General features: G+C 61.0%; 20 protein-coding genes and 1 tRNA gene. 10 read left to right on the plus strand and 11 right to left on the minus strand.

Features of this window, described 5'->3' with window-relative positions; all coding sequences use genetic code 11:
- Window positions 1-128: 128 nt before the first annotated feature.
- Genes BN32_RS23125 through BN32_RS23135 form a run of 3 tightly spaced genes read right to left on the minus strand, consistent with a single transcriptional unit; the run spans window position 129 to window position 6,047 of the window.
- Window positions 129-2,369, minus strand: coding sequence for a DEAD/DEAH box helicase (locus BN32_RS23125; protein ID WP_019200090.1), 2,241 nt, complete (start codon window positions 2,367-2,369; stop codon window positions 129-131).
- The gene (locus BN32_RS23130) at window positions 2,338-3,669 is read right to left on the minus strand and encodes an ATP-binding protein (RefSeq protein ID WP_019200089.1); all 1,332 of its coding nucleotides are present in this window, start codon (window positions 3,667-3,669) and stop codon (window positions 2,338-2,340) included. The genes BN32_RS23125 and BN32_RS23130 overlap by 32 nt, the downstream gene beginning before the upstream one ends.
- Window positions 3,666-6,047, minus strand: a complete 2,382-nt coding sequence (locus BN32_RS23135) for a tellurite resistance TerB family protein (RefSeq protein WP_019200088.1) — start codon at window positions 6,045-6,047, stop codon at window positions 3,666-3,668. Before BN32_RS23135 ends, BN32_RS23130 begins: the two co-directional genes overlap by 4 nt.
- 316 nt (window positions 6,048-6,363) lie before the next feature.
- Between BN32_RS23135 and BN32_RS23140 the strand changes: the two genes are divergently transcribed.
- Together BN32_RS23140 and BN32_RS23145 are read left to right on the plus strand one after the other, a co-directional pair.
- A complete protein-coding gene (locus tag BN32_RS23140; RefSeq protein ID WP_019200087.1) occupies window positions 6,364-9,048 on the plus strand; it encodes a PD-(D/E)XK nuclease family protein in 2,685 nt (894 codons plus the stop codon).
- Complete coding sequence (locus BN32_RS23145; RefSeq protein WP_019200086.1) at window positions 9,048-12,194, plus strand: UvrD-helicase domain-containing protein; 3,147 nt, start codon at window positions 9,048-9,050, stop codon at window positions 12,192-12,194. Before BN32_RS23140 ends, BN32_RS23145 begins: the two co-directional genes overlap by 1 nt.
- Window positions 12,195-12,571: 377 nt before the next feature.
- Here BN32_RS23145 and BN32_RS25760 read toward each other — a convergent pair whose 3' ends face one another.
- The 6 genes from BN32_RS25760 to BN32_RS27045 all read right to left on the minus strand — a co-directional run bounded on the left by BN32_RS25760 (window position 12,572) and on the right by BN32_RS27045 (window position 16,731).
- On the minus strand, window positions 12,572-12,931 hold the full coding sequence (locus tag BN32_RS25760) for a helix-turn-helix domain-containing protein (RefSeq protein ID WP_019200085.1): 360 nt from the start codon (window positions 12,929-12,931) through the stop codon (window positions 12,572-12,574).
- Between the two features lie 893 nt (window positions 12,932-13,824).
- A tRNA-Met gene (locus BN32_RS23160) sits at window positions 13,825-13,901 on the minus strand.
- A gap of 147 nt (window positions 13,902-14,048) precedes the next feature.
- Window positions 14,049-14,417: a hypothetical protein gene (locus BN32_RS23165; RefSeq protein WP_040427617.1), complete on the minus strand. Its 369-nt coding sequence runs from the start codon at window positions 14,415-14,417 to the stop codon at window positions 14,049-14,051.
- Between the two features lie 125 nt (window positions 14,418-14,542).
- Window positions 14,543-15,181 carry a class I SAM-dependent methyltransferase gene (locus BN32_RS23170; RefSeq protein ID WP_019200082.1) on the minus strand — a complete coding sequence of 213 codons (639 nt, stop codon included), beginning with the start codon at window positions 15,179-15,181 and terminating at the stop codon, window positions 14,543-14,545.
- A gap of 81 nt (window positions 15,182-15,262) precedes the next feature.
- Window positions 15,263-16,441 carry a tRNA 2-thiouridine(34) synthase MnmA gene (gene mnmA / locus BN32_RS23175; protein ID WP_019200081.1) on the minus strand — a complete coding sequence of 393 codons (1,179 nt, stop codon included), beginning with the start codon at window positions 16,439-16,441 and terminating at the stop codon, window positions 15,263-15,265.
- A 116-nt stretch (window positions 16,442-16,557) separates the two neighbouring features.
- A complete protein-coding gene (locus BN32_RS27045; protein ID WP_156947018.1) occupies window positions 16,558-16,731 on the minus strand; it encodes a hypothetical protein in 174 nt (57 codons plus the stop codon).
- A 13-nt stretch (window positions 16,732-16,744) separates the two neighbouring features.
- On the opposite strand from BN32_RS27045, the gene BN32_RS23180 reads away from it, so the two are divergent.
- The 8 genes from BN32_RS23180 to flbD all read left to right on the plus strand — a co-directional run bounded on the left by BN32_RS23180 (window position 16,745) and on the right by flbD (window position 24,892).
- Entirely contained in the window at window positions 16,745-18,274 is a 1,530-nt protein-coding gene (locus BN32_RS23180) for a flagellar hook-length control protein FliK (protein ID WP_019200080.1), read from the plus strand.
- Window positions 18,275-18,286: 12 nt separating this feature from the next.
- Entirely contained in the window at window positions 18,287-18,991 is a 705-nt protein-coding gene (locus BN32_RS23185) for a flagellar hook assembly protein FlgD (protein ID WP_019200079.1), read from the plus strand.
- Window positions 18,992-19,263: 272 nt separating this feature from the next.
- Window positions 19,264-19,539, plus strand: coding sequence for a CtrA inhibitor SciP (gene sciP, locus BN32_RS23190; RefSeq protein ID WP_002714638.1), 276 nt, complete (start codon window positions 19,264-19,266; stop codon window positions 19,537-19,539).
- A gap of 196 nt (window positions 19,540-19,735) precedes the next feature.
- Window positions 19,736-21,340: a flagellar basal-body MS-ring/collar protein FliF gene (gene fliF, locus BN32_RS23195; RefSeq protein ID WP_019200078.1), complete on the plus strand. Its 1,605-nt coding sequence runs from the start codon at window positions 19,736-19,738 to the stop codon at window positions 21,338-21,340.
- A gap of 6 nt (window positions 21,341-21,346) precedes the next feature.
- The gene (fliG, locus tag BN32_RS23200) at window positions 21,347-22,450 is read left to right on the plus strand and encodes a flagellar motor switch protein FliG (RefSeq protein WP_019200077.1); all 1,104 of its coding nucleotides are present in this window, start codon (window positions 21,347-21,349) and stop codon (window positions 22,448-22,450) included.
- On the plus strand, window positions 22,450-23,097 hold the full coding sequence (locus BN32_RS23205) for a FliH/SctL family protein (RefSeq protein WP_019200076.1): 648 nt from the start codon (window positions 22,450-22,452) through the stop codon (window positions 23,095-23,097). The genes fliG and BN32_RS23205 overlap by 1 nt, the downstream gene beginning before the upstream one ends.
- The gene (gene fliN, locus BN32_RS23210; protein WP_019200075.1) at window positions 23,094-23,447 is read left to right on the plus strand and encodes a flagellar motor switch protein FliN; all 354 of its coding nucleotides are present in this window, start codon (window positions 23,094-23,096) and stop codon (window positions 23,445-23,447) included. Before BN32_RS23205 ends, fliN begins: the two co-directional genes overlap by 4 nt.
- A gap of 68 nt (window positions 23,448-23,515) precedes the next feature.
- Window positions 23,516-24,892, plus strand: a complete 1,377-nt coding sequence (gene flbD / locus BN32_RS23215) for a sigma-54-dependent transcriptional regulator FlbD (RefSeq protein ID WP_019200074.1) — start codon at window positions 23,516-23,518, stop codon at window positions 24,890-24,892.
- Window positions 24,893-24,927: 35 nt separating this feature from the next.
- Here the strand turns inward: flbD and BN32_RS23220 are convergent, their stop codons facing one another.
- Window positions 24,928-25,479 carry an SRPBCC family protein gene (locus tag BN32_RS23220; protein ID WP_019200073.1) on the minus strand — a complete coding sequence of 184 codons (552 nt, stop codon included), beginning with the start codon at window positions 25,477-25,479 and terminating at the stop codon, window positions 24,928-24,930.
- A gap of 162 nt (window positions 25,480-25,641) precedes the next feature.
- A complete protein-coding gene (locus BN32_RS23225; RefSeq protein ID WP_040427619.1) occupies window positions 25,642-26,889 on the minus strand; it encodes an aminotransferase-like domain-containing protein in 1,248 nt (415 codons plus the stop codon).
- Window positions 26,890-26,960 lie beyond the last annotated feature (71 nt).

Below are 26,960 nucleotides of genomic sequence, written 5' to 3' on the forward strand. Positions count from 1 at the left end.
CACCCACGACGACGCGACGCGCGACAAATGCGCCAGTTATCTGCCAGTAAAACGATCGCGCCGATGAACATGCCCGGCCCGATCAAAATCCGCGGGCTTTGGTCCCGTCCCAAACCGATAGACCCGGCTTAAGAAAGAGCTTGAGCTGCCGTCGCTGGCATTGACGCTATCAAGGAAGCATTCTGGACTGCCCATTGGATTCGAGCGAGCCCGTCAGGAACATAATCGCGGAATTTTCCTCCGCTGATATTCTCGACAAATGCGGCGACGTCTGCCGGGTCTATCGCCGGCATGTTAGCGAGCTTCTGCAAAATCGGCATTGCTTCGTCAGCGGTCGTCTTATCAAGCGTCACTCCGAAATCATGAACCTCGGCGGCTAAGCCAGCCATGGCGAGCGCCGCGCTGAAGACCGCCGTTGCCTGCGACCCCCGCCACAGAAAAACATGAAGATCTCGGTCCTCACTGACGAGCGACCTCCGATCAAGCTCAAGAGCCCGGAAGGTTTCCCTGCCCTCGGCCAGCAACTCCCTGGCTTTCTGATCCAGATATGGTGGCACGTCGGACGAAAGGTAAACTTCTCGCATCTCGGCACCCAAGCGATCAGCAGCCGGTTCGATATTGACTCGTTCGAACCGCGGGACAACCCCGCCCGGATGTGGCGAAACGACTAACGTCTTCGTCGGTTCATCGAGATCTTTGACGATCCATCGTTGACCGGCAAAAACAACCAAGCTGTCCTTGTGAACCGGAAATGAGATCGGCAAGGTTCCCAACGTGCGTCCGCCAACAGTCAGTCTCCACTCATCGGCCGCCTCGAAAACCGCGAAGAAGCTCCTCGACTGAACAATCTTTTCGCCCTCTTGAGCAAGCATCAGGATGCCATCCGGCGCTTGCTCTATGAGTTTGACGGTTGGACTACCGATGTGACGGAGCAGATCCGAGAAATCCGTTGCTGTGATCGACAAAAACGGCCCGGGTCCGCAAAGTAAGTCGAACAATGGTTTTGGACGAATCCCGCCCCGTTCCGTGATCACGGAAAGTATCTGATGAATGAGAGTGGAGGCGACCTCCGGTATCGGACCCGACGACTCGACAAATGCCGCAAGCAACAGCCTAACAACGGCAACCGCTCTGATCGTACCTGGATGAAGCCGATCGAGCATTCCTGACTTGATCCCGATGTAGGGCTCACGCACGTAAATTCGCAACACTGATGGTGTTCCTCTACGCCTGCCCGTCCTTCCTAGACGCTGACGAAGAGAAGAAAGCGAGCGAGGTGCACCAATCTGCGCGACAGATTTTACCGACCCGATATCCACACCCAACTCCAAGGTCGATGTGCAGATCGCCGTCGTCGGCAACTTCCCATCTTTCAGGCGATCCTCGAGCTCTTCGCGAAGCACTTTCGACAGACTGCCATGATGCGGGTAAAACTCATTAGGGACGCTCGCCTTTTCGGAGCGTCTGCGCAGACGGTCTGCCGCCGATTCAACCGTCCGGCGTGATCCGCCGAATACGAGATTATTTGAGCCTCTTAAATTTTGAAACAGGTGGTCCGCTATGACATCCAATGCGATGCGTTGCGCGGTCTCACCGTCCTCACCGGCTCCTTCGGCGTGGTCCGGATCGTCGAGGTCGGGAGGCTCCACATAACCGCGCACTTGGAGCCGCAATTCCGGCGCATCGGATTTTGCCTCAAGAATTTCAACGGTGGATGGACTAGCGGGCCGCAGCCACGCCGCCGCCTGCCCAAGATCACCAATCGTCGCTGAGAGCCCAATACGTCGGGCCGGCACTTCCGCCATCGCATCGATACGCCGCAAAAGACTGGCAACGTGGAGGCCCCTCGGCCCCTGCAGAAAAGCATGTAGTTCGTCGATGACAATAAAATCAGCTGACGAAAGAAGTCGGCGGGCGTCGGCGGGCCGTCTCGTGAACATTGCCTCGATCGACTCAGGCGTAATCAACGCAACGCCGTCGGGCTTCGCCAGTGCTTTCTTCTTTCCCGCCTGTGAGGCGTCCCCGTGCCACTTAACGACGGGAATCTCCATGCTTTCGCAGAGCTCGTCCAGGCGTCTGAACTGATCATTGATCAGCGCTTTCAACGGACTGACGTAGAGGACCGAAAATCCAGGTTTGATCCGCGCAGCTATCGAGGTGAGCACAGGTAGAAATGCTGCCTCAGTTTTTCCCGCGGCAGTGGTCGCCGCAATAATGATGTCCTGTTTGCGGTCCAGAACAGAAATAATAGTACGGGCCTGGATCTCACGCAGTTCCTCCCAACCCTGGTCGCGAATCCAGCGCCGGATCTTGGGATCAAGGCGATCATAAACGCCTTCAAGATCCGATGCGGAGATTGCTGAGCTCATCACCACTGCCGTTCTGCCCGCTGCTTGGTTCGTCTTCTGTGGCGAGATCTGGAGCGTCTTCGGCAATCTGAACTGCGCCGAGCAACTCCCGCCAACTCGAGCCCGGGTTCTGCTCCAAAACCGAAAGCAGTTGCACAAAGGCTTTGACCGTCGTGCGCGGTGTTCGAAAGTAGGCTTCGCCGATCCGTTTGTTGCAATGATCCATGAACGCCGTCAGAGCTTCGTCAGGAACTAGATTCTTGGACGGATCGCCGGACGCGAAGACCGACCGGATATTTGACAGTAGAACAATGAGATCCTCCGGCGTAAGGCTCTTCAGCTTCATGACCGGGCCGGAAAGATCGACAAGGCCTGCGGTCGCAAACTGGTTCTCCGCTAATCGCGACTGGAGCGCTTCGTAGCTATACAAACCACGCCTGGTATCCAATAGAAATTCCGGCGTACCGCACATCACGAAGCCGATACCGACGGTGTTGCCCTGAAGCCCATCGTTCACGATTCGGAGAAGCTGTTCATAGTTCTGATTTCTGGCCTGAGAATTCTGCAGCTTGTAGATGTTGACCATCTCGTCGAACATTACCAACATCCCCGCATATCCGGCGACACGAACCAAGCAAGCCATCGATTTCAGGGAATCGTACACGCTGTCGTCGTCAATGATGGTTCGGACTCCGAGTTCTTTTCGGGCTTCGGTTTTGGTAGAGAACTCACCACGAAGCCACCGTAGTGCGGAAGTCTTCAGCACCTCATTCGAGGTCTCACTGCCCCGCCAATACGCTTTTAGCACAGTGGCAAAATCGTATCCTCCCACGAAATCCTGAATTGGCGCGAGCTTTTCGTCGATCACAGTCTCCACGCCAATTTTGCGATCAGAGCCTTCTTTTACCGCATCCGTCACGAGTCGCTCAACGATACTTGCAAGGGCGTTGCCTTCGGGCTTATTTCTCGTCGCCATGTTTCGGATGGCCTCGGAATAGAGCCCCCGGGCCTGCCCTCCACTTGCGTGTACACGCCGATCCGGAGCTAAATCCGCGTGAACCGTGACGCACTTTCTTTCCAAAGCAATCAACCGAACGAGGTTCGCGAAGAAAGTCTTTCCAGCGCCGTACTCGCCGATAACAAACCGAATGGCAGAACCTGCATCCGCGATCCTATCAATGTCGCGCAGTAGCGCCGATATCTCAGCCGCGCGTCCAACTTGAATATGCGGCAGTCCTATACGCGGCACGACACCCGCGGAAAGCGCCTGAATGATGGTATCGCGATCACGCGCTTTGATCGTCTTGGCAGGTTTACTCATGTCGCTGCTTCTCTCAATTCCGCGAGCCGACTACGCAGTCGTGCATCCATTATAACTTGTTCACCATCCTCGAGGAGTGGCTCATCAAACCTGTCGAACGCCCAATCGTTGATCTTTTCAATGGCTCCATCCGGCAGAAGTTTTAGATATCGCGCGCGCTCTTCAAACTCCTGTCGGGTAATTTGAACTTTTATTTCCAAATACTCCACTAGTTCTGCATGCGCTTCGTCCAACCCCCAGAACGCCGATGCACTATCTACAGCGAGGTCTGCTGGGCTGGAATTGGTCGCCGTTTCAGCATCCTCGACAAAGATCTGGGTAAGCAGATCGGAAACAGCTTGTGTCTCCTTCTGAACTTGGGCCAAACGGCCAGCGTCTATACGGACACTAGCGGCGGCAATTGCCGCAGTTTCCGTTTGTTTGGGAATCGGGATTCCGCTAACCCGCTTTTCTACCGTAATTGGCACCGGCTCGTCGGGCGCCTTTGTCGTGCGATGCAGCCCCGAATACACACCATCGGATGGCAAGCCCAAAGATTTATGCAGCCGCTCGAGAAACCGGACTTCATCCTGTTTGACATTCTCGCCCGCGCCGACCGCGGCAATCGCGGCATTTGCAATCGCTTGCTTCTCCTCGACCGTTCGGTCGGTCAAACGGCGCAGTACGCGAGCCTGTTTCGGCGGGCTTTCAAAAATCGTAACCGCGAAAGCAATAAGCCGTGCCTGCTCAACGCCGGTGAGGGCGACACCGGCTCGGATCACGGCGATTACTTCTCTAAGCTCGTCACTCGAAGCTTCTCCATCCGCGGCGGCAGCCAAAACCGAGACTTCCACTTGAGCTTTCATCGATCTGTACGGCGGACGATCCTGGTCAACAGGCCCCCCACCAGCAGCTTTGAAAAGAAAAACCTTGTCGTCTAATTGCGGAGTGCCGCTGCCGTACCGTCGGTCGGGCTCGATCGCAACATCGATCCGATCAAGTATATTTCCCAACTGGTCGCCAAGTGCTGACGTCACCTTTCCGTCTGCGGGAACGTCAAAGCCGACCATTTTAATGACTTCGCGCATTGTTGTACTGGCGCGACCATGAGTACCAATGACGGCATCTATGCGCTCGCCGAAGCTGCGAAACGCTCCCACTGATTTGTCCTGCAGAAGATCGTTGGGCAACAGAATAGCAGCCTGCATCGTTGCGCGAGCCTCCGGCTTTCGCCCGACGAACCGACTGAAGGGTTCGAGTTCCTCTGTGCATGATTGGACAAGTGTCACCAAAACATTCGTCGAGGTTTTGACTGCCGCTATATCCGGGTATTGCTCATGCTCTCCGGGCACCTCAACTTCAAATGCGCCGCTTGCAGCCCGATACCGAAAGTCGATCGTCTTCGTCGGCACCTTGACCGCGAAGCCCTTTGGATATTTCTGATTAAACCGCAACGCCCACAGAAGGGCGAACTCATCGAAACATCTAACCGCCGGAGTGCGGAGATAGACGTCTGGCAGCGCGAGAACCCAGAGGAGGGCATCTTCTGCGGCGAATGTGTTCGTTATCGCGAGACGCCGTCCGAGATAGATGCGGGTCTCCGCGTCAATTCCGTTTGAACCTGATCCCTCAACAGCGAACCGTGGCGGCCCCAGTGATACGCCGGCGGCCAGTTTTGCGAAGGTCAGGAATGAATTCGCATATCCATTAAAGGAATTGTTGCTTCCATAGATCAAAAGAAGCCGCTCGACTTCAGCCACCAACGGCTCCACGCCTTGGAAATCCCGATCGATGAATAGTCGATGCTCGATTCCATAGAAAAACAGGAAAACGTATCCAATTCCATATGATGGATTGGAACGCCCACCCGCCATCCATTCAAGAAATGCGCGCCGCGCTTGCGGGGTGATGCTGGCATATGATGGCCAATAGGACATCGAGGCCCCAGCGGTGTCCGATTGTCCCCGTGCAACGGGCAGTTTGCCATTTATCGCGTATTGGCCGGACGCATTAGACCGATCCAAAGCAACGGACTCGCCAAAATAGAAAAGACCGTCAGAAATCTGAAAGTTCTGGATCGAGATTTGCTGCCCTGGAAGGATCCAAGTTGCCTTTGCTTTTCGAGTTGTCGAAGAGAAACTTGCGAACCGCTCAATTGATATTGGCGTCGCACTGGGTTCAGACGTGAATTGAGATTGGAGTTGTTGCCCTTTTGACTTTCTGCTGAAAATTAGAAAGCCCAAAAGAGCGACGATGCTCCCAACAGCGAGAAATGCGATGATCGCAGCGGAGTTCTCGACAGCGAAGCGGTATGCCGCACCGAACAGAGCGAGAATTCCGCCCAGCAGTATCAGAACTCCAAATCCTGCCGACGACCCGCCAGACTTTCGTCGCCCCATCAATATACCCCGGACCCACTCCGATCATTCAAACATTGAACATCTGAGCCTGCCTGCGCCTGCTACTCATATTTAGCATTATCGTCCGTTCCGAGTCGATACGACGCGGCGGGCTTCCTTGAGAGGTCAGCGAGACGATCCCTTCGGGCCAATACTACCTCGCCGACTGCGCGTCTGGTGTTGTGGGGAAGCGATCGCTATCGTGCAAAGCGATTGCCTTCCATAGCGTTCGCGGGGGTGCTCCGCGGACCGAATTCAATTCATCGAGAAGCATATCGGCGACTAGCGCCGAATACAGCCTTTAGGGAGGCCGATCATGGAGCTCTTCTTCGGGATCGCAGCGGACGGACGAACCTACCCCGATGCACCTGCACCGGGCGGTGCCGTGGACATCGCGATCGTCGGTCCTGCGGGACTGACGGAGGCGTTAGAGGTGCAACTCGGGCTTGCCGGCCCAGCCGCATCACCCGCGGTTCGGATAGCGGCCTATGTCGCAAAGATCCGGGCCGCCGGTGCCGCACCGCGCTTCTGGTCGGATTCCTTTTCTAAGGATCCCTGGTCGACTGCGATCGAAGTTCTCTCTCTGCGCGACGTCCTCGTCGCCGGCGGCTGGGCGCGCGTTCCCGTGGGTGTCCAACGGATCGACGATCTCGTCGAGGTCGAGAACAATGGAGCTACGCTACCTTGGGGACTCGCCGATCGTGCGGCGGCCCTGCTACCTGCATTGTCGTCACGGCCGGGGCTGCGGCTCGTCAAACTCTCTCTTCTCGAGTCCAGAGCCGCACTCCCACCGTTATGGCATCGAGTGATGGACGCTCTCGAAGCTGCAGGCGTAACGATCGTCGAGCACGCTGGCCGTATGCCCGCCATAGACGGCACGGATCTTCGGCGGCTGCAGACGGCTTTGGACGGCAATATGCCCGAGCCCCTCGTCGGCGATGGTACCGTGGTGCTCGTAGAAGCCGACACCGCACTAATGGCGGCCGAAGCTGTGGCAGATTGGCTGGCCGCCGGGCCGACAGCATCGTTGGAGGGAACGGTCGTGTTGGCCCCTGATGGTGACACCGCTCTTCTGGATGGAGTGCTGCACTCAAGGGCGCTACCCGCCCTCGGCCTTTCCAGTCGTTCTCCTTGGCGTGGAGCACTGCAGGTCCTGCCGCTGGCGTTTGCCGTGGCTTGGCGACCGTTCGATCCCAAAGCCCTCCTAAACCTGCTGATGCTGCCACGGCCTCCCATGCCTCGTTTTGCGTCCGGACGCCTCGCGCGTGCACTTACCACCGAGCCGGGCCTCGACGGCCGCGCCTGGACTTCAGCTTGGGAGGATATTCGGGCGCGGGCGCTGGAGATGAACATCGATGCTGGCGACAAGGCTGCGGCAAAAGCCGATGCTCAAGTGGCCAGATGGCGCAGCTGGACGGCTGGCGCACAATTCGATCGTAAGACCGGCATGCCGGTGACGGAAGCACGCCAGATCGCGGGACGCGTGGCGGCCTGGGCCATGGAGGCCGACGCCGGCACCGGAGATCCGCTGTTGCTGGCAGTGGCCGGCGCGGCTCGCGCCCTTTCAGAAGCGCTTGACCACCTTGAACAGGAGACGCTGCCCGCTTTGCTGTTAGAGCGAATTCTCGGACAAGTTCTCGCCGACGGGGTCCAAAATCCCTCGCACTGGCCGGAAGAAGGCGGGTTGAGGGCGATTCGCGCTCCCGGTGCATTGTGGAATGGAGCTCCAAGGGTCATCTGGTGGAGCTTCGTGGGCCCTGGCGAGAGGGTATCGCACCATCCTTGGAGCGCTGCGGAGCTGGCGGCTTTGGAAGTCGCGGGCGTTCGATTGGAAACCTCAGCCGCCGCTTCCAGTCGCATCGCGACGAGTTACGCAGAAGTTCTACAGCGAACATCGGAGCAAGTGCTGCTCGTGCGTCCAGCGCTTTCCCGGACAGATCGAACGGTGGCTCATCCACTGGCCCACCAGCTTCGCCCGATACTCAAGGATGCTGCCCAGGGTGTGTTCTTCCGCGCGGAGCGATTGCTGCACGAAGGTGACGTGAAGCTTGCGAACCGCATCTTGGTCCGTCAGCCTCAGGAGACGCTATATCCTCCAATCGGGCGCGCAGCGTGGAACGTGCCGGCGTCGGCCGTGACCCGCCTCAAGGGTCGCCGCGAAAGCGCCACCTCCTTGGGGCGATTGGTCAAGTGCCAGCTTGCTTGGTTGGTCCAGGACGTTCTCTCACTCCGATCAGGCGCCTTCGCCGAGATACCCGGGCCGGACCAACTCTTCGGCAATCTGGCGCATGAGATCGCCCGAAGGCTCCTACTGCCCGGCGCCCCGCCGCCCCTCGACGGACTGCGCGGCGCTGCTGCCGAATTGTTCGAAAGGTTATTGCCGCAGATGGCTGCGCTCCTGCAGCAGCCAGAGTATGCAGGCGAACTGGCAGCCGCGCGCGTGCTCGTGCCCTCTGCCTTGGAATCACTTGTCGGGCTACTTCACGATCGTGGGCTAGAAGTGGTCGGTACCGAGGTCGATCGCGAAGCGGACGTTGGCGACCTCGCATTGCGTGGACGTCTCGACATTCTAGTGCGTCGGGAAACCCTGTCCGCTGTCCTCGATCTCAAATGGACGCGCTCTGAACGTCGATACCGCGAGGAGATCGTCGAGGGGAGAGCGTTACAGCTCGCTGTCTACCGCGGCATCGCGGGCACCGAGGGCAAGGTAAGCGATGGCGGCTATTTCCTGCTCCGCCAGCGGCGCATTCTCGCTCCTGTCGGCTCGATACTGGCAGACGACGCGTTGGAAGCCAGCAGAACCGAGACCGAAACGTTGCATCTGCTAGGCTCCGACTGGGCGATATGGCGCGATCTCGCGAGTAAAGGAATTGTTCTGGCGGCTGGCGTGGAGGGTGCCGCCGATCGCCGGCCCGTTGAACTCGGGTTCGAGCCCGCTACCGAACCCTGTCGCTTTTGCGACCTGACCAACCTTTGCCGCGTAAACGTGGAGACGCTCTGATGCCCATCAAGCTCCAGGCCATCACAGCCTCTGCGGGTGCTGGCAAGACTACGCGGATCGTGCGCGATATCGCCGAGGAGGTGGCTTCCCGTCCCCCCGAGGAGGTCCTCGCGACCACGTTTACGATCAAAGCAGCCGACGAACTGGTAGAGCGCGCCCGCGCTGAACTCTTTCTTCGTGGGCAGGCATCATCCGCCGCCCGCTTGCTCGGCGCGCGTTTCGGAACAGTCAATGCTGTATGCGGTCAGATCGTGGCTGAGTTCGCACTCGACCTCGGCCGCTCCCCATCCACCGCGGTAATCGGACAGGCCAACGAATCCCTTACATTCTCGATATCGGCCGATGCAGCGATCGCTGAACACGCACCTACGCTCAATCGGCTCGCGGATCTCTTCGGACACAACGATCCTCAGCCTCCAGGCACCGAAGGGCCCGATTGGCGGCGCACGGTGCGCACGATCCTTACCTTGGCTCGAGCGAATGGCATCGCCGCAAGCGATCTAGCCGACTCCGCGGAGCGATCCGCAACGACTTTTCTCGAGCTTATGCCGCCTTCTTCGGGTGCTGCAGACAAGCTCGACAATGAACTGCTTACGGCTCTTGCAGACGCAGTGGCCGCCCGTCCCGCGATTGCGAGCGCCACCGCAGCCAAGGATTTACAGACGATCCGATCTGCCCACCAACGCGCGAGCAGAGGTGAGCAGCTTCCGTGGTCGCTTTGGGCCAGGCTGACGAAAGTGTCGTGTGCGCCAACGAAGGATGGCCGCGCCTACCGCGATGCATTGGCTGCTCTCGTGGCGGCCGCAGGGCGGCATGCAGGTCACCCCACGCTACGCGACGACGCGGAGAAATTCATCCGTACCATCTTCGCGTGCGCCGCCGATGCTTTGGAGGCTTACCAAAGCTGGAAGGCTGAGCGCGGCCTCGTCGATTTCACTGACCAAGAAGCCCTTGCCTTGCAAGTCCTGAAGAATCCCTCTTTGGCGGGTCGTCTGCGCGAACGTGTGGGACGGGTATTCGTCGACGAATTCCAGGACTCCAGTCCCCTTCAGGTGGCTGTTTTCAAGGCTTTGAGCGACATAGTCGAGGCAAGCACGTGGGTCGGCGATCCAAAGCAGGCGATCTACGGCTTCCGCGGTTCGGATACTAATCTCACCCAAGCTGCCTTCGTGGGCGCAGGTGACGATGCCGATAACGTCCTTTCCATATCGTGGCGCAGTCGGCCGGGAATCGTCGATTTCGCAAACGCAATGTTCGGCCCAGCTTTCGAACGAATGGGGTTGCCGGCAGCGCAGCACGCGTTCTCAGGTGCCGCCCGCTCGGACGTTGGCTTCGACCGCCACCCGCTGGCTTGGTGGCCTCTGGCGGGCAAGGCATCGGAACAGGCCGATGCATTGACGGTCGGACTGCGATCGGCGCTCGAGGCCGGCGGTGATTGGCTCGTGGGGGAGAATGGCGGGGACCACCGGCCACTGCTGGCGGGCGATATCGCCGTCCTCTGCCGAAGCAACCCCGACGTGACGCGCTTCGCCGCAGCTCTCGGTCGAGCAGGTTTGCCGGTCGCAGTGGAGCGCTCCGGACTGGCGCGAACACCGCACATCGAATTGGTGTTGGCAGCTTGTCGTTGGATCGCGGACACAAGCGACCGGCTTGCACTCGCCGAGATGGCTCGCTTCTTTTCGAATGATCCGGAATCAGAGGCTTGGCTTATGGCCGCGGCAGATGACGAGCCCGACGCAGCGTTGCGTACCCACGTCCCCGTTGCGGATTCACTGGTGCAACTCAGAGCGCAGCTTCTGAATCTCACGCCCGCCGAAGTGGTAGACGCAGTGCTGGCATTACCTCCTGTAATTAGTCGTATCGAGGCTTGGGGCGACCACCCGATTCGCCTGGACGATCTTGAGGCACTGCGAGGCTTCGCGGGCGCTTACGAGGAGGAGTGTGCAGCTTCGGGCATGCCGGCCACGCTTCAAGGTCTGCTCACGGCCATTTCGGATGCCGATCCGAAGCGACCGCCAAGCCTCGCGGCAAACGCTATCCAAGTGATGACCTATCATGGCGCCAAGGGACTAGAATGGCCGATGACGGTCATGACGGGTCTGACCTGGGAGCCGCGGGCGCGTCTGTACGAGCCGGTTGCCGAGACCGAAGCTGCTCTGGATTGGACCAATCCGCTCAAGGGACGCTGGATACGCTATTGGCCGTGGCCGTATGGCTTGTCCGGTAAGGACGGCGCTCTCGGCGCCGCGGCTGCCGCCTCACCGTTGGGCCAGGCTGCATGGGAGAAGGCGGTACATGAAGACACCCGACTTCTCTACGTTGGCGTGACCCGCGCTCGCGACTACCTGGTTTTCGCTCCGCCGGCGAAAGGATCGCTGAACTGGCTCAAGGTGCTCGACGCTCCCGATGCGGACGCTCACGTGCTTCCTCCCGCCGAGGACGAAAACTTGATTGGCGTCGGGAGCGAAACATTCCTTGCGGATGTTCGCCTTCTCGCTGCGGATGCCTCGCCTGAGGAGCGATATCCAGATCCGACCTTCGTCCGGTCAAAAGTCGGGGACACGCCGCTGCCGCGCAAACCGCTATTCATCCGCCCTTCCGCCGCCGAAGGTAGCGATTGGTTTGTGTCCGAAAGGACAACACTCGGAGACCGACTCCCCATCGACGGCATTGCCGACTTCGCAACGCTCGGCGAAGCCCTGCATGCCATTCTAGCCTACGATGATCCGGCACGTCCGACCGAAACGCGGATTACGGATGCAAAGGCCACCCTTGATCGCTGGCGAGTGACGGGCTTCAGCGCTAAGGATGCGCTGACAGCTTCAGATCGCCTTCACACCAAACTTGCTGTTCTTTGGCCCGGTGCAAAGTTACGGCGGGAGGCCCCCGTCACTGCGCGGATAGGTCGGCAACTAATTCAGGGTCGGATAGATCTCCTAGTGGAAACGAACGAGACAACGGCAATCATCGATCACAAGAGTTTCCCGGGACGATTCGAGCAATGGGAGGCTAAGGCGCTTCAATATGCGCCACAAGTCGCGCTCTACGGAGAGGCAGTGAAAGCCGCCTCAGGGCGCTCCTGCGACCACCTCTTCGTCCATATGCCCGTTGTCGGAGCCTTGCTCCGGCTTGCCCGATCCATGTGAAGAGTTGCGAAGGAAGGCGATGGTTCGGGCAACGCCCTGCTCAGATGAACTTGGACCGGCGCAACTAAGCCGACGACATTCGCACAAAATTTCCGTGCAATGTGCTCAGTCGTGATCATCGTTCTCATCTCTCAGCGATACGGCCAAGCGCCGGTATGTTTTGCCGAGGGCTTCAGGCTACGCTGAGCAGCAAGCCGCTTTCGCAGCCCTAAGAAATTTGCAGGATTTCTCGAAGACCGAAATGCTCGGCGAAGAGGCAGCATTTGGAGCCGCATTGGCTTCTCTCGCGCGGGCTCGCCGAAGCTCGCGATGTCCGTCTACCGTCGTATAAATCTACGGTTCGAACTTCCGGTCGAATTTTTGCTTCGGAAGCGTCCTCAATAAGTAAGCTGCTTTGAAGTCTCAGGCTCCTCTTGAGCCTCACTGGCCACTTCGGGCGATCGTGCGATAACCCTAAGATAAGCCTGAACGGCACTATCAGGCTTACGCCGCTTTCGCTCCCAATTCTGCAACGTGTCCAAGTCAATCGCGAACCGGAGCGCGAATTGCTCCTGAGTCAACTTAAGCCTGTCGCGAAGAGCACGGATATCGATTTCATAGCTCGCAACAGCTCTCGCTTCGATGCCGAACTCGGCAAGTTCAGCCAATAACTGATTCCGACTCTCCACCTTCGGAAGTTCAAGGACGGTCCGACCGGTAGCAATCATTTCTTCAACCGTCCTCTTGGCGCGGAGCATCGGTACGCCCCGGCGAGCCAGAGACACGGTTGCCGATATCGCGTTAATCCTACGGCCGGTGGTCGGACGCAGGGATATGACTGCGGGAGAACCTGAGCTTACCGGGGACACGACCCGGACCGGCCCCAGACGTTCGAGACGTTCCTTGAACGACGAGTTCATCGTAATCCATCCTTTCCATCACGAACTGGGCCAACATCTTTAGATTGGCACGACCGATTACTCCCGCACCGGCATCAGAATGAATGTTGAAGCCATCGAGAATTAGCGTTCGTCCTTCTTCTCTGGGCTCCGCCATAACGAAAATTCGACCCTGCGGAGTTCCTATGACGACCGTGATAACCTGTTCGAAGGTGGCGTCGGCGTCGATTTCAAACGTAACGTCGACAGCATTCCAAGTCATTTATATACGCCATTGACCGGGTGATTTCAATGATCCGTACAGGCAAATTGCGCAAGTTCGAAGCACTAGGTGCCCACGTATCTTTGCCGACACCGGAATCGCCAAGAGCCCGCGCCCAACTGCTAAGACAGCACGACCAGTACATTGAACAATCCGAACTCCAGAGCGAGGTAAAGAGAACAAAGGAGCAGGCTGGCGTATCAGGCCCCACTCTTTCTCCCGCTCCCCTTGCGCAAGCGAATCCTTCAATCCGCGCTCTCAAGCAAGTCGGCTTCTTGGCCTCAGCGTCCTCGCACCCGCGACCCTCACGTCCTCATTCGCCCAAGTATCCGCTACTCAGCCGAAGCTAGGAAAACGGCACCTCGTGTAAGGCCTTGGAATATCTAAGGATCGTATTGGAATCCTTCGGCGCAGACGGCCAGCAACGTGGTACGAAGCGTGGTACGGAAGGAAAGAAAAAAGCGGAAGGCGCAAAAACACGCTATTTTATTGGTAGCGAGAGAGGGACTCGAACCCCCGACCCCAGGATTATGATTCCCGTGCTCTAACCAGCTGAGCTACCTCGCCGCACGCTCGAACCGCCTTCGCGGTCGCGAACGGCGGCATATAAGAAGTCACCCAAATGCCTGTCAAGCAATGACGGCACCTGGCCCGATCTGATTGGTTTTTCAGGCGCAATAGCCCGCAAAGAACCGCCCCGGGGCGGGGAAAACCTTATTTTGGCCGCACCGAGGGATCGCCGCCGGGGCTGCCGGGGGGCGGAATCACCTTCATCGCGCCACCTTGCGGGGTCGGCGCATGCATTTCGGGATCGACACCGGGCGGCGGACACAGCACGCCATCGGATTTCGCCAACCGGTCGCCCAGCGATTCCGGCGCGCGGCCGGTGGTGGTGCCGCGCGGAGCGACCGTCCCTTCATGCGGAACCGCCTCGGTCGGCACACAGTTTGTTGTCGCACGATCCGGACTCGGCGGAGCGGTTTGGGCTTGCGGTGTCGAAGGCGCAGGCGGCGCCTGCGCAAAACTCACCGCAGGCAACAGCACCAACGCGGCACTCATCGCTATCGGGATTTTCTTTGTCATGCTGGGAAAACGGCGCAGCAGCGCGGATGTTCCCTGCGGCATGATCCCTAGAGGGGAACCGGTTTCGGATCAGATCACGCCGGGCAAAACAACCGGCAACGCACCTGATGAAGCCAGCCTGGCTTTCAGCTTTTCCGGTATCGGATCAGCGAGAAATGTCCCATCGGCGCCATCGGGCGGCGCTCCACCAGTGTCACGCCGCCATGTTTGGCCGCCCAGTTCACCAGCCGCGCCCATGGAAATTCCGGCCGCCAGCCGAGCCTGCGCGCCAGTGGCGCAAAGCACATCTCGAAGACTTTGCGTGGACCGCTTTCCGCGCCGATGTGGTTGACCAGAATGAGTTCACCGCCCGGCTTCAGCACACGCATGAAATCATCGAGCGTCGCTTCGGGATCGGGCACCGCGGTAATGACGTACTGCGCCACCACCGCATCGAACGCACCGTCCGGAAACGCGAGATTCTTCGCATCCATCACCGACAGCGTTTCGACATTGGTGAGGTTCTGCGCACGCACCCGCTCCTGCGCCTTGCGCAGCATCGGCTCGGAAATGTCGACGCCATGCAGCTTCGTGCTGCGCGAATAATCCGACAGCGACAGTCCGGTGCCGACGCCGACATCGAGCACACGCCCGCCGATTGCGTCGGCAACCGCGATGGTGGATTTGCGGCCTTCGTCAAAAACCTTGCCGAACACCATGTCGTAGACCGGCGCCCACGCGGCATAGGCTTTCGCCACTCCGGCCCGATCGATGTCGTTGGTCATGTCCCGCCCTGTTACGCAATACTTGTTATTGTTCCGGCACGATCCGCGCCGGAAGTCTTTCCATTCTTGGAGGATTAGGAGTTATCCGGCAAGGGCTTCGCGCAAACCAGGCGTGGGGCGCGTCGTCATGCGCGGTGCAGCACTGATAAAGCCGCCGCCGAGAACGCGGGCCTGTCCCGCAGGCGCATCGTAGAACACGCAGGCCTGTCCCGGCGAGACACCTTCCTCGCCGTCGACGAGTTCGACCTCGTAAGTCCCGCCAATGCGGCGCAGCCAGGCCGGCTGCGGCGGACGGGTGGAGCGCACCTTGACGAACAGTTCAAGACCGTCGCCGATCGCGCGGTCGAGTTCGCCATCGCCGATCCAGTTGACGTCGCGCAGCATGATCTTGCGCACGTTCAGCGCCTCGCGCGGTCCAACCACCACGCGGCGAGTCTCCGCATCGAGATGCAACACATACAGCGGCGCGCTTGCAGCGATGCCGAGACCGCGGCGCTGGCCGATGGTGAAACCGACAATGCCCTGATGGCGGCCGAGCACACGGCCGTTGAGATCGACAATGTCGCCGGGCTCCATCGCCTTCGGCTTCAGCCGCTCGATCACATCGGTGTAGCGGCCGGTCGGCACGAAACAGATGTCCTGGCTGTCGTGCTTGTCCGCAACCGACAGTCCGAACCGGCGCGCCAGTTCGCGGGTCTGCGCCTTGGTCATGTCGCCGAGCGGGAAGCGGACATCGGCCAATTGATCCTGCGTGGTCGCGAACAGGAAGTAGCTCTGGTCGCGGTCGGCGTCCGCGGCGCAAACCAGCGCGCGCGATCCGTCTGCCAGCCGCCGTGACGCGACGTAGTGCCCGGTGGCGAGCGCCTTCGCGCCGAGGTCGCGCGCGGTCGCCAGCAGATCGCGAAACTTGATCGAGCGGTTGCACTCGATGCACGGCACCGGCGTCTCGCCGTGCACGTAGCTCTCGGCGAAACTCTCGATCACCGACTCGCGAAAGCGGCTTTCGTAATCGAGCACGTAATGCGGGATGCCGAGACGCGCCGCGACATCGCGCGCGTCGTGAATGTCCTGACCGGCGCAACAGGCGCCCTTGCGATGGGTCGCGGCGCCATGGTCGTAAAGCTGCAGCGTGATGCCGACGACGTCATAGCCTTCGGCCTTCAGCAGCGCAGCCGTCGCCGAGGAATCGACGCCGCCGGACATGGCGACGACGACCCGGGTGTCTTCCGGGCGACCTTCGAGGTCGAGGCTGTTGAGCATGAGTGAGGCCGATCTTGCTGTTGCCGGGGCGGGCTTGGGCCGTCGGCAACCATCGTTTCAGGGAGCTCTTTATCTATAGTCCGACCGTAGCTGAGGCAATCGCGGCCCGCGTTGATCTATTCCAATGAAACCCGCCCCTCTTTCAGGGGGAAATTCTTGCCGCCGGGCAGAAAAACCCCGGCGACGCAACCCGCGCGGGCTGCTGTCGCCTTCTGTAAGACATTGAAATAATTAGATTTTACAATTTTTTCGCGATGGCCCGGTCCTTGCTGAACAGAAGAAGCAATCACTGTGAGGCCGCCCGTGTTCAGCGTTACCCCGGAACCAGCCGTATCCAAGCCCGCCTATGATCCGCCGGCCAGACAGGCGCGTGCAGATCAGCCGCCATCGGACGGCTTCGCCGCTCTGGTGGACAGCAATGCCGCGGCGGCCTCCGACACGGACCGCCCGGCTCGTCCGGCCCCCGATGCGCCGCGCCGCGACGCCCGCGGGACCGACACACCCGCGCCGAACAACGACCGGCAGGCCGATGCCTCCGCCGCGTCCTCGAAAAATGAGTCCGGCGCCACCAGGCAGGACGCCGATCAGTCCACGCCAACTGACGCGACCGCCACCGGCAACAAGCCCGGCAAGACCAAGTCCGCGTCCGGCGATACCAAGACCGAAGACAAGCCGCAGGACGGCGATGCAACCGCGGCAGCCGCGGCTGTGACGCTGGTGATTCCAGCAATCGTGACCGATCCCGTCGCGGTCGTGATCGCTGCGGCAACAGGTCCGGCCGCACCAACCGGTGACGATACGGCGTCCGCAACACCTGTTGCGGCAACAGCCGCCATCGCGAGCGCCGCCGCCGTCACCGCTCCCGCCAATACATCGGCCGTACAGGCAGCCGGCGCTGCAGAAACCGCAACCACCGGAACGGCCGTCAACGCCGGGGCAACGTCTCCAACGGTTGAGACCGCCGCGCCGGAAACCTCCGCCGCGACGATCACCGCTGCTGCGGCCGTCATCAAGTCGGACAGCGGCAAGACCGAAATTCTCACGAAGGATGGCGAGGCCGCGCCCGCCAAGGACGTCAAGGACAGCAAGCAGGCCACCGATCCATCGGCGAAGCCTGTGTCAGATCAGGCCATCACGCCGGAAACCGGCACGGCGAACACGGACGACAAGCCGGCGCAGTATGACAAGGCGGCTGCGGAAGCCGGCACGGCCGATACCGAGTCGTCGAAGAATGCCGGCAAGGCAACGCCGCAAGCCGAACCCCGCGCCACCGCTCCCGCGCCGCAAGTGTTGACCGATCCGGGATTACAGCCTCCCGCCGGAATCCAGCCGCAACCGATCCAGACTCTTGCCGCCAATCTGACCGCAGTCCCGGTGCCGACCGCGAATTCAGCGTTTGCGGACAGCGCGCCGGTGCCGCTCAACGGCCTTGCGGCGGACATCGCGCTGCGCGCGGCGGGCGGCAACAGCCGCTTCGAGATCCGCCTCGATCCGGCCGAGCTTGGCCGCATTGATGTGCGCCTCGACGTCGACAAGCACGGCAACGTCACCTCACATCTGACGGTGGAACGGCCGGCGACGCTCGACATGCTGCGTAACGATGCGCCAAAACTTCAGCAGGCGCTGGAAGACGCCGGCCTGAAGACCGGGGACTCCGGATTGCAGTTCAGCCTGCGCGATCAGTCATCATCCGGCCGCGACAGCGACAACGGCTCCGGCCGCAATTCGCAGCGCGTCGTCATTACCGAAGAAGACACCGTTCCCGCGCAGGTCGCGGGACGAACCTACGGCCGCATGCTCGGGGCGAGCAGCGGCGTCGATATCAGGATCTGAGGAGAGATCATCATGGCGGTTGATGCTGCAGCGATGCCGACGGTGCCGACGTCGGCGCCAGCGACGAACTCTTCCGGCAGCTCGAATTCGAGCACCTCCGGCAGCAGCAACACCGGCATTGCGGATAACTTTCAGTCCTTTCTGATGCTGCTGACCACGCAGTTGCAGAACCAGAATCCGCTCTCTCCGCTGGATACCAACCAGTTCACCCAGCAGCTCGTGCAGTTCGCGCAGGTCGAACAACAGCTCAAATCCAACGATCAACTGGCATCGCTGGTGAAAATCGAAAAAAGTTCGCAGTCGACGCAGGCGCTCGTGTTCGTCGGCCAGACCGTGGCCGTCGACGGCAGCACAGCACGTTTCGACGGCAACGCGACCTGGAATTTCAGCGCGCCGCAGGACTCGAGCGCGACCATCACCATCACCAATTCGGCGGGCCAGACCGCTTACACGGGCGGCTTCGCCATCGGCTCCGGAAATTCCAGCTTCGTCTGGGACGGCAAGGGCAAGGACGGCACCAAGTGGCCGGTCGGAGACTACAAAATGACAGTCACCGCGAAGGACACCAACGGCAAGGACGTCGCGATCTCCACTGAAGTCCAGGGCATGGTCGACTCCGTCGATCTCACCGCAAGCCCGGCGCTGCTGTCGATCGGCGGCAAGAACTATACGGTCGATCAGATCAAGCGCGTCGTGCGGCCTTCCGCATCGAGCTGACGCGAAATCAGTCGAGCATAATTCGCTCCTACGTCATTGCGAGCGAAGCGAAGCAATCCAGCCTTGAAGAACTGGATTGCTTCGTCGCAAGCGCGCAGCCATCCGCAGGACAGAATTCACACATCCCTCAGGCCGGTTCTCTTGGAACCGGCCTGTCCGTTTTGGGCATATCCAAGGAGATTCGTATTGGAGGCTTGGGTTTAGGTAAATTTTAAGCCGCCGGGGGTAGGTTGTTCCCACGAGTTCAGTTGTTTCGAGTTTGTGAGTACACCATGACAGAACCCCACCGCCCGAGGGTGAAGTACGTCATCGGGCCAGATGGCAGTCCGCTGACGATCGCGGATCTACCTGCGCCCGGTACCAAACGGTGGGTGATCCGCCGTAAGGCCGAGGTTGTGGCCGCCGTCCGCGGTGGTCTCCTCTCCCTTGAGGAAGCCTGCAGCCGTTACACCCTGACAGTGGACGAGTTCCTGTCCTGGCAGTTCTCCATCGACCAGCACGGTCTGGCCGGATTGCGCACCACCCGCATCCAGCAATACCGCCAGTAAGCGTTTCCGGCGCGAATAAGCGTCAGCCACTCCATTTCATTGCAATTTTCCGAAAACCAGCTCCGTCGCGGGAAGCTGGTTTTCGGCATTTCCTCTTTTTCTCCCCAGCCGTTAACCCGCGTTAACCATATGGAAACCATAGATAGGCAAATTCTGCCCAGTCGGTGCGTGGCACCGAATCTGTGGGGCTGGTTCGTTGCAGGGTCTGGTTTCCTTCCTGAAAGGTCTGGGCGCGGCGCGGATGGCGGCTATGGCCGCCGTAACGCTGGCGCTGGTCGGTTTCTTCGGCTTCGTCATCATGCGCGTCACCACGCCGCCGATGGCCACCCTCTTCACCGACCTCAGCTATGAAGACTCCTCGGCGATCATCAAGGATCTGGAACGCCAAGGCATTCCCTACGAGATGAAGAATGACGGCGCCGTGATCCAGGTGCCGAAGGACAAGATCACCCGGCTGCGCATGAAACTCGCCGAAGGCGGCCTGCCCAAGGGCGGCGGCATCGGTTACGAGATTTTCGACAAGTCCGACGCCCTTGGCTCCACCAGCTTCGTCCAGAACATCAATCATCTGCGCGCCCTCGAAGGCGAACTGGCCCGCACCATCAAGGCCATCGATCGCATCCAGGCGGCCCGGGTGCATCTGGTATTGCCGGAACGGCCGCTGTTCTCCCGGGAAACCCCGGAGCCTTCAGCCTCCATCGTGCTGCGCGTGCGCGGCGCGCTCGAACCCCAGCAGGTCCGCGCCATCCGCCATATCGTTGCCTCCGCCGTCAACGGCATGAAGGCGCAGCGGGTTTCGATCGTCGACGAAACCGGCCAATTGCTGGCCAACGGCGCGGCCGGAGACGGCGCGGCCGACGGCGGCAGCGGCGACGAGCGCCGCGCCTCGTTCGAAAAGCGCATGCGCGATCAGGTCGAGACCATCGTGTCCTCGGTGGTCGGCTCGGGCCGGGCCCGCGTCCAGCTCTCGGCGGACTTCGACTACAACAAGATCACCCAGACCTCGGACAAGTTCGACCCCGAGGGCCGCGTGCTGCGCTCCAGCCAGTCCCGTGAAGAATCCGCGGCAACCGCCAATGCCAATGACGGTCAGGTCACCGTCAACAACGAGTTGCCCGGCGCGCAGGGACAGGGCGGCGGCGCCACCGCCAAGGACCAGAGCAAGAAAAGCGAGGAAATCAACAATTACGAGATTTCCCGCGTCACCAAGACCGAAGTGACCGAAGCCGGCCGCGTCAACCGCATCTCGGTCGCCGTGCTGGTGGACGGCAGCTACAGCAAGAACGACAAGGGCGAGGTCGTCTACGCAGCGCGCTCGAAGGAAGAGCTCGACCGCATCGCCACGCTGGTGCGTTCCGCCATCGGCTTCGACCAGAAGCGCGGCGATCAGGTCGAGATCGTGAATCTGCGCTTCGCGGATGTGCCGTCGGTGATCCCAACCGACACTCCGAAGGGCTTCCTCGGCATGTTCCAGTTCACCAAGGACGACATCATGTACTTCGTCGAGCTCGGCGTGATGCTGATCCTCGGCATTATCGTGGTGTTCATGGTGGTCCGCCCGCTGCTCAAGCGCGTGCTGGCGGCCGATCCGGCCGCCGCCGCCCGCGCGCCGCTCCCGGCGCCGCTTGAAGCTCCGCCGGCGCCGGTCCAGCCGCAGATCGCCGCAACCTCGATGATCGACGTCGCGCAGGTGCAGGGCCAGGTCCACGCCCAGTCCGTGCATCGCGTCGGCGAGCTCGCCGACCGCAATCCGAACGAGACTGCATCCATCATTCGTCAGTGGCTTTCAGAACCGGCTTGATCCGACATGGCAAACGCACCCGCGCTCACGAACAACAATAACAACCAGAACACCAACGACATCGCGGGTGTCGTCGCGACGCTGGCCAGCCGCCAGAGCGGCCGCGCCAGGACCAAGCCGATGTCAGGCCCCAAGCGCGCCGCCATCATGATGCTGGCGCTGGGCGAACAGTATGGCGGCAAGGTCTGGTCCATGCTGGACGATGACGAGGTGCGCGAACTGTCGGTGGTGATGTCATCGCTCGGCACCGTCGAGGCCGACGTTGTCGAAGACCTGATGCTCGAATTCGTGTCGCGGATGTCGGCGTCCGGCGCGCTGATGGGCACGTTCGACGCCACCGAACGGTTGCTGCAGCAGTATCTGCCCTCCGATCGCGTCAACGGGATCATGGACGAAATCCGCGGCCCTGCCGGCCGCAACATGTGGGAAAAGCTCTCCAACGTGCAGGAAGAGGTTCTCGCCAACTATCTCAAGAACGAATATCCGCAGACCATCGCGGTGGTGCTGTCGAAGCTGAAACCTGAACATGCCGCGCGCGTGCTGGCGATCCTGCCCGAGGACATGGCGCTCGACGTCGTCAACCGCATGCTGAAGATGGAAGCGGTGCAGAAGGAAGTCATCGAACGCGTCGAGCAGACCCTGCGCGTCGAATTCATGTCGAACCTGTCGCAGACCCGCCGCCGCGACGCCCATGAGGTGATGGCTGAAATCTTCAACAATTTCGACCGCCAGACCGAAACCCGCTTCATCACCTCGCTCGAAGAGGACAACCGCGAGGCGGCCGAGCGCATCAAGGCGCTGATGTTCACCTTCGACGATCTGGTCAAGCTCGATGCCGGTTCGGCGCAGACGCTGATGCGTCATGTCGACAAGGACAAGCTGGGCATCGCGCTGAAGGGCGCCAACGAGACCGTGCGCGACTTCTTCATGGGCAACATGTCGAGCCGCGCGGCCAAGATGCTGCTGGACGACATGGCCGCGGCTGGTCCGGTGCGGCTGCGCGACGTCGACGAGGCGCAGGCACTGCTGGTCAATCTCGCCAAGGATCTCGCGGCCAAGGGCGAAATCATGCTGCAGAAAAACCGCGCTGACGACGAACTGGTGTACTGATGGGCGCACCCGCAAAATTCCTGTTCGATCACGACTTCGCGGCGCCGGACGTCGCCAAGGAGCGCGCCGCATCCGCCATCGAAGTCGCGCAGCAGATCGCGGAAGCCGAAGCACGTGCCTATCGCGCCGGCTTCGATGCCGCGCGGAATGAAGCCAAGGCCGAGAGCGACCGGCGCGCCGCGCTGGCGCTGGAGGAAATCGGAATTTCGATCAGGGCCATCGCCGGCCGCTTCTCGACCGTCGAGGAACGGATGGAGACGGAGGCGGTGGACGTGGCGCTTGCGGTCGCCCGCAAGCTCTGCACAGAACTGGTCGCCGCCGAGCCGCTCACCGAGATGATGGCGCTGGTCAGCGATTGCTTCCGGCACCTGACCTCGACCCCGCACATCGTGGTGCGCATTAACGACGCCCTGTACGACGCCGCGCGCGAACAGATCGAGCAACTCGCCAAACGCAGCGGCTTCGAGGGCAAACTCGTGATCCTGGCCGAGCCGGAGATCCCTAGCGGCGACTGCAAGATCGAATGGGCCGACGGCGGCGTCACGCTCGACCGCGGCACCATCGAAGCGAAGATCAACGAACTCGTGGGGCGCTATCTGGCGTCCCGCAATCAGGCCGGGATTCCCGGCCATGAGGACCGACCATGAGCGACACAGACACCAACGTCCCGCTTCCCGATCTCAACGCCGCCGACGCGCCGATGCCGGACGATCCGTCCCTGTTCGACGACAACGACTACGTCGGACGTATCGCGTCGGACCTCGAGGCCGTCTTCGACGTTCCGGTTCAGGTCTCGGCCGTGCTCGGCCGCTCCAAGATGGACGTCTCCGAACTGCTGAAGCTCGGACCCGGCACCGTGCTCGAACTGGACCGCCGCGTCGGCGAGGCGATCGACATCTACGTCAACAACCGGCTGGTCGCACGCGGCGAAGTCGTCCTCGTCGAGGACAAGCTCGGCGTCACCATGACGGAAATCATCAAGGCGGAACGTTCTTAACCCAACGCGACAACCCGGGGCCGGAAATGGCCCGGGCATCTAACAAGACAGAATAACAGGAGACCACCATGCGGCTTCTCATCGTTGGCACCCTCAAGGGCCAGCTCACCACGGCCACCAAGATCGCCATGGACAATGGCGCGACGGTGACCCACGCCGAGGACTCAGAACAGGCGATGCGCGTGGTGCGCGGCGGCAAGGGCGCCGACCTGCTGCTGGTCGATGTCGCTCTCGACATCCGCGATCTGGTGATCCGGCTGGAAGCCGAACACATCCACGTTCCCATCGTCGCCTGCGGCATCACCACCGATGCGCGCGCCGCGGTCGCCGCCATTCATGCCGGCGCGAAGGAATACATCCCGCTGCCGCCCGATCCGGAACTGATCGCCGCGGTGCTCGCCGCCGTCGCCAACGACTCGCGCGACCTGATCTACCGCGACGACGCCATGGCCAAGGTTGTGAAGCTGGCCCAGCAGATCGCGGGCTCCGACGCCTCGGTGATGATCACCGGCGAATCCGGCACCGGCAAGGAAGTGCTGGCGCGCTATGTCCATACCCGTTCAAACCGCGCGCGGAAGCCGTTCATCTCGATCAACTGCGCCGCGATCCCGGAACATCTTTTGGAGTCCGAACTGTTCGGCCACGAGAAGGGCTCGTTCACCGGCGCCATCGCGCGCCGCATCGGCAAGTTCGAGGAAGCCACCGGCGGCACGCTGCTGCTGGACGAAGTTTCCGAAATGGACGTGCGCCTGCAATCGAAGCTGTTGCGCGCGATTCAGGAGCGCGTGATCGACCGCGTCGGCGGCACCCGTCCGGTGCCGGTAGACATCCGCATCATCGCGACCTCGAACCGCAACCTCGCCGACGCCGTCAAGGAAGGAAAATTCCGCGAAGACCTGCTGTTCCGCCTGAACGTCGTGAACCTGAAGATCCCCGCGCTACGCGACCGCCCCGCCGACATTCTCGAACTGGCACAGCATTTCGCCAAGAAGTATGCCGACGCCAACGGCGTGCCGCTGCGGCCGATTTCCGCGGACGCACGGCGCGTGCTCACCACCAACCGCTGGCAGGGCAACGTCCGCGAGCTTGAAAACACCATGCACCGTGCGGTGCTGATGGCGAGCGGCGATGAAATCGGCGCCGATGCCATTCTCTCGCCCGACGGCGACCGGCTCGATCTGACCAAGACGCCGCCCGCGGTGGCGCATGCGACCTTCGCCGCCGAGCAGGTGACGCGTGCACTGGTCGGCCGCACCGTGGCCGACGTCGAACGCGATCTGATCCTCGAGACGCTGAAGCATTGCCTCGGCAACCGCACCCATGCCGCCAACATTCTCGGCATCTCGATCCGCACGCTGCGCAATAAGCTCAACGAATATGCTGACGACGGCCAGCCGATCCCACCGCCGGGTTCAGGCGAACTGCGCGGCGTTGCGGCGGCCTGATACAAACCACTGACGACAACGAGCCGGCGCAAAATTTAGTTTTTCGCCGGCTTTTTTGTGTCCGCTTCCACCAGCTGCTTGATGCCGGCGAGACCCTTTTCCATCTCGCCGCCCAGAACCTTGTCCATGCTGACGAAAAGGCAAATCGCCTTGGCGATGAAATCGTTCTGGCCGGAAATCGTCCAGGACACGGAGGTGCCGCTGCCGTCGGGCTTCAATGAAAAATCCGAATAGCTGGTGCCGACGAACGGCTTCACGAAATCGGTCTTGATTGTCACGCTCTCGCCGGGACGGCTTTCCGTCAGCGTCATGCGCCCCTCGCCCACCTCGTTATTGCCCGACCACGCGAACACCGCGCCCTTGCCGCTTGCGGGTCCATCGAACGAGGCCTTCGCCGCCGGATCGCGCTTCGCCCACGGCGACCATGCCTGCCAACGATGGAAATTATCGATCTGCGCGAAAATATCCGGCGCAGGCGCGGACATAACCATGGTTCGCGAGACGCGATAGTCGGACGGCTGCAGCAGGATCAACGCGACGAACGAACCAATCGTGGCGATCAAGCCAACCAGAATCTTCTGCATCATGACACTAGTGCCCCGTATCCGACGTTCGCTTCACTCGCAGCGCCTTCCCGAGCGAACGTCGGATACGAAAGGACACTGGTAAATTATAATTTCTGGTGATCCTTCGGTTCTGACATTCGTAAAAGTGCCCGCGAAAAGCGTGGTACGAATGTCAGAACCGGATCACCAGCTCTTGCTCCGTTCCACATTCGCGCTGCGGCTGGGCACGCCGAATTCCTTGCGGCAGACCTCGGCCAGCGCGGCAACGCCGTCGCGGATTTCCTGCACCGACGGACTGGCGAAACACAGCCGCAAGCGGCTCTTGCTGTGCACGGCGTTGACCGACCATTCGGTGCCCGGATTGATCGCAATGCCGGACGCCAGCGCCGCCTGATAGAGCTTCAGCGTATCGACATTGTCCGGCAGTTTGACCCAGAGAAAAATGCCGCCCGGCGGATCGTCGAATTCCGCCGCCGTGCCGAACTGTTCGGCCAACGCCTCCATCATCGCCTCCAGCTTCAGGCGGAGACCGCGCGCCAGCTTGGGCACATGATCGCTGAAATGCGCGGCGCAGAACTCCGCCAGCACCATCTGCTCCAGCGCGCCAGAGCCGGCATCGGTCTTGATCGGCAGGATGCGCGACAGCACCTCCCACGGCGCGACGATGTAACCGACGCGCAACGCCGGCGCGACCGACTTGGAGAACGAACCGATATGGATCACGCCGCCCGCCTTGTTCATCGCATAGAGCGCGGGCGGGCGCTGTCCGTTCCAGATCAGGTCCGCGTAGCAATCGTCCTCGAAAATTGGCACGCCATACGCTTCCGACAGCTTCAGCAGTTCGGCGCGGCGCTGTTCGCTCATAATGGTGCCGGTGGGATTCTGCACCGTCGGGATGGTGTAGATGTATTTCGGCCGGATACCTTTGCTCTTGAGGTCTGCGAGCGCGGACGCCACCGCATCGACGCGCATCCCGTCGCCATCGAGCGGAATGCCGACGATATTGACGCCACGCCGCACCAGCCGCGTGATCGATCCCTGATAGCACTCCTGCTCGATCAGCACGGTGTCGCCCGGCGACGTGAGGAGACCGTTGACCAGATCGAGGCCCTGCAGCGAACCCGACGTAATCAGGATTTCATCCGCGGTGCAGGTGATGCCGGCATCGCGCTTCAGCTTGCCGACCAGAAATTCGCGCAGCGGGCGATAGCCGAGCGGCCCGCTGTTCAGGCCATAGGTCGCAAGCGTCGCGCCTTCCCGCGTCAGCACCGCCGTCGACGCCGCCAGCAGCCGATCCACCGGAACCTGATCGGCGTCGTTGTTGCCGCCGACGAAATTGTACTTGGGAAAGCCGTTCCATCTCGCGGCCGCAGGCGGCAGGCCCGTGGCCAGCAGCGGCGTGAAATCGAACGTACCTGAAGCAGAAGTCATGACGGCGTCTCCCCGTTTATTGTTGTTTTGCATGAGGGACACCCTCATCGCCGGCATTGCGCAGGCTGTCG

The sequence above is a fragment of the Afipia birgiae 34632 genome (assembly GCF_000308295.2).
GTDB lineage: Bacteria > Pseudomonadota > Alphaproteobacteria > Rhizobiales > Xanthobacteraceae > Afipia > Afipia birgiae.

Coding starts and splice junctions, on each gene's coding strand:
- flbD (WP_019200074.1), top strand. CDS start 23,516: ATGCGGCTTCTCATCGTTGGCACCCTCAAGGGCCAGCTCACCACGGCC.
- sciP (WP_002714638.1), top strand. CDS start 19,264: ATGACAGAACCCCACCGCCCGAGGGTGAAGTACGTCATCGGGCCAGAT.
- BN32_RS23220 (WP_019200073.1), bottom strand. CDS start 25,479: ATGATGCAGAAGATTCTGGTTGGCTTGATCGCCACGATTGGTTCGTTC.
- fliG (WP_019200077.1), top strand. CDS start 21,347: ATGGCAAACGCACCCGCGCTCACGAACAACAATAACAACCAGAACACC.
- BN32_RS23145 (WP_019200086.1), top strand. CDS start 9,048: ATGCCCATCAAGCTCCAGGCCATCACAGCCTCTGCGGGTGCTGGCAAG.
- BN32_RS23185 (WP_019200079.1), top strand. CDS start 18,287: ATGGCGGTTGATGCTGCAGCGATGCCGACGGTGCCGACGTCGGCGCCA.
- BN32_RS23225 (WP_040427619.1), bottom strand. CDS start 26,889: ATGACTTCTGCTTCAGGTACGTTCGATTTCACGCCGCTGCTGGCCACG.
- BN32_RS23170 (WP_019200082.1), bottom strand. CDS start 15,181: ATGACCAACGACATCGATCGGGCCGGAGTGGCGAAAGCCTATGCCGCG.
- BN32_RS23165 (WP_040427617.1), bottom strand. CDS start 14,417: ATGACAAAGAAAATCCCGATAGCGATGAGTGCCGCGTTGGTGCTGTTG.
- fliN (WP_019200075.1), top strand. CDS start 23,094: ATGAGCGACACAGACACCAACGTCCCGCTTCCCGATCTCAACGCCGCC.
- mnmA (WP_019200081.1), bottom strand. CDS start 16,441: ATGCTCAACAGCCTCGACCTCGAAGGTCGCCCGGAAGACACCCGGGTC.
- BN32_RS23205 (WP_019200076.1), top strand. CDS start 22,450: ATGGGCGCACCCGCAAAATTCCTGTTCGATCACGACTTCGCGGCGCCG.
- BN32_RS23130 (WP_019200089.1), bottom strand. CDS start 3,669: ATGAGTAAACCTGCCAAGACGATCAAAGCGCGTGATCGCGATACCATC.
- BN32_RS25760 (WP_019200085.1), bottom strand. CDS start 12,931: ATGCTCCGCGCCAAGAGGACGGTTGAAGAAATGATTGCTACCGGTCGG.
- BN32_RS23140 (WP_019200087.1), top strand. CDS start 6,364: ATGGAGCTCTTCTTCGGGATCGCAGCGGACGGACGAACCTACCCCGAT.
- BN32_RS23125 (WP_019200090.1), bottom strand. CDS start 2,369: ATGAGCTCAGCAATCTCCGCATCGGATCTTGAAGGCGTTTATGATCGC.
- BN32_RS23135 (WP_019200088.1), bottom strand. CDS start 6,047: ATGGGGCGACGAAAGTCTGGCGGGTCGTCGGCAGGATTTGGAGTTCTG.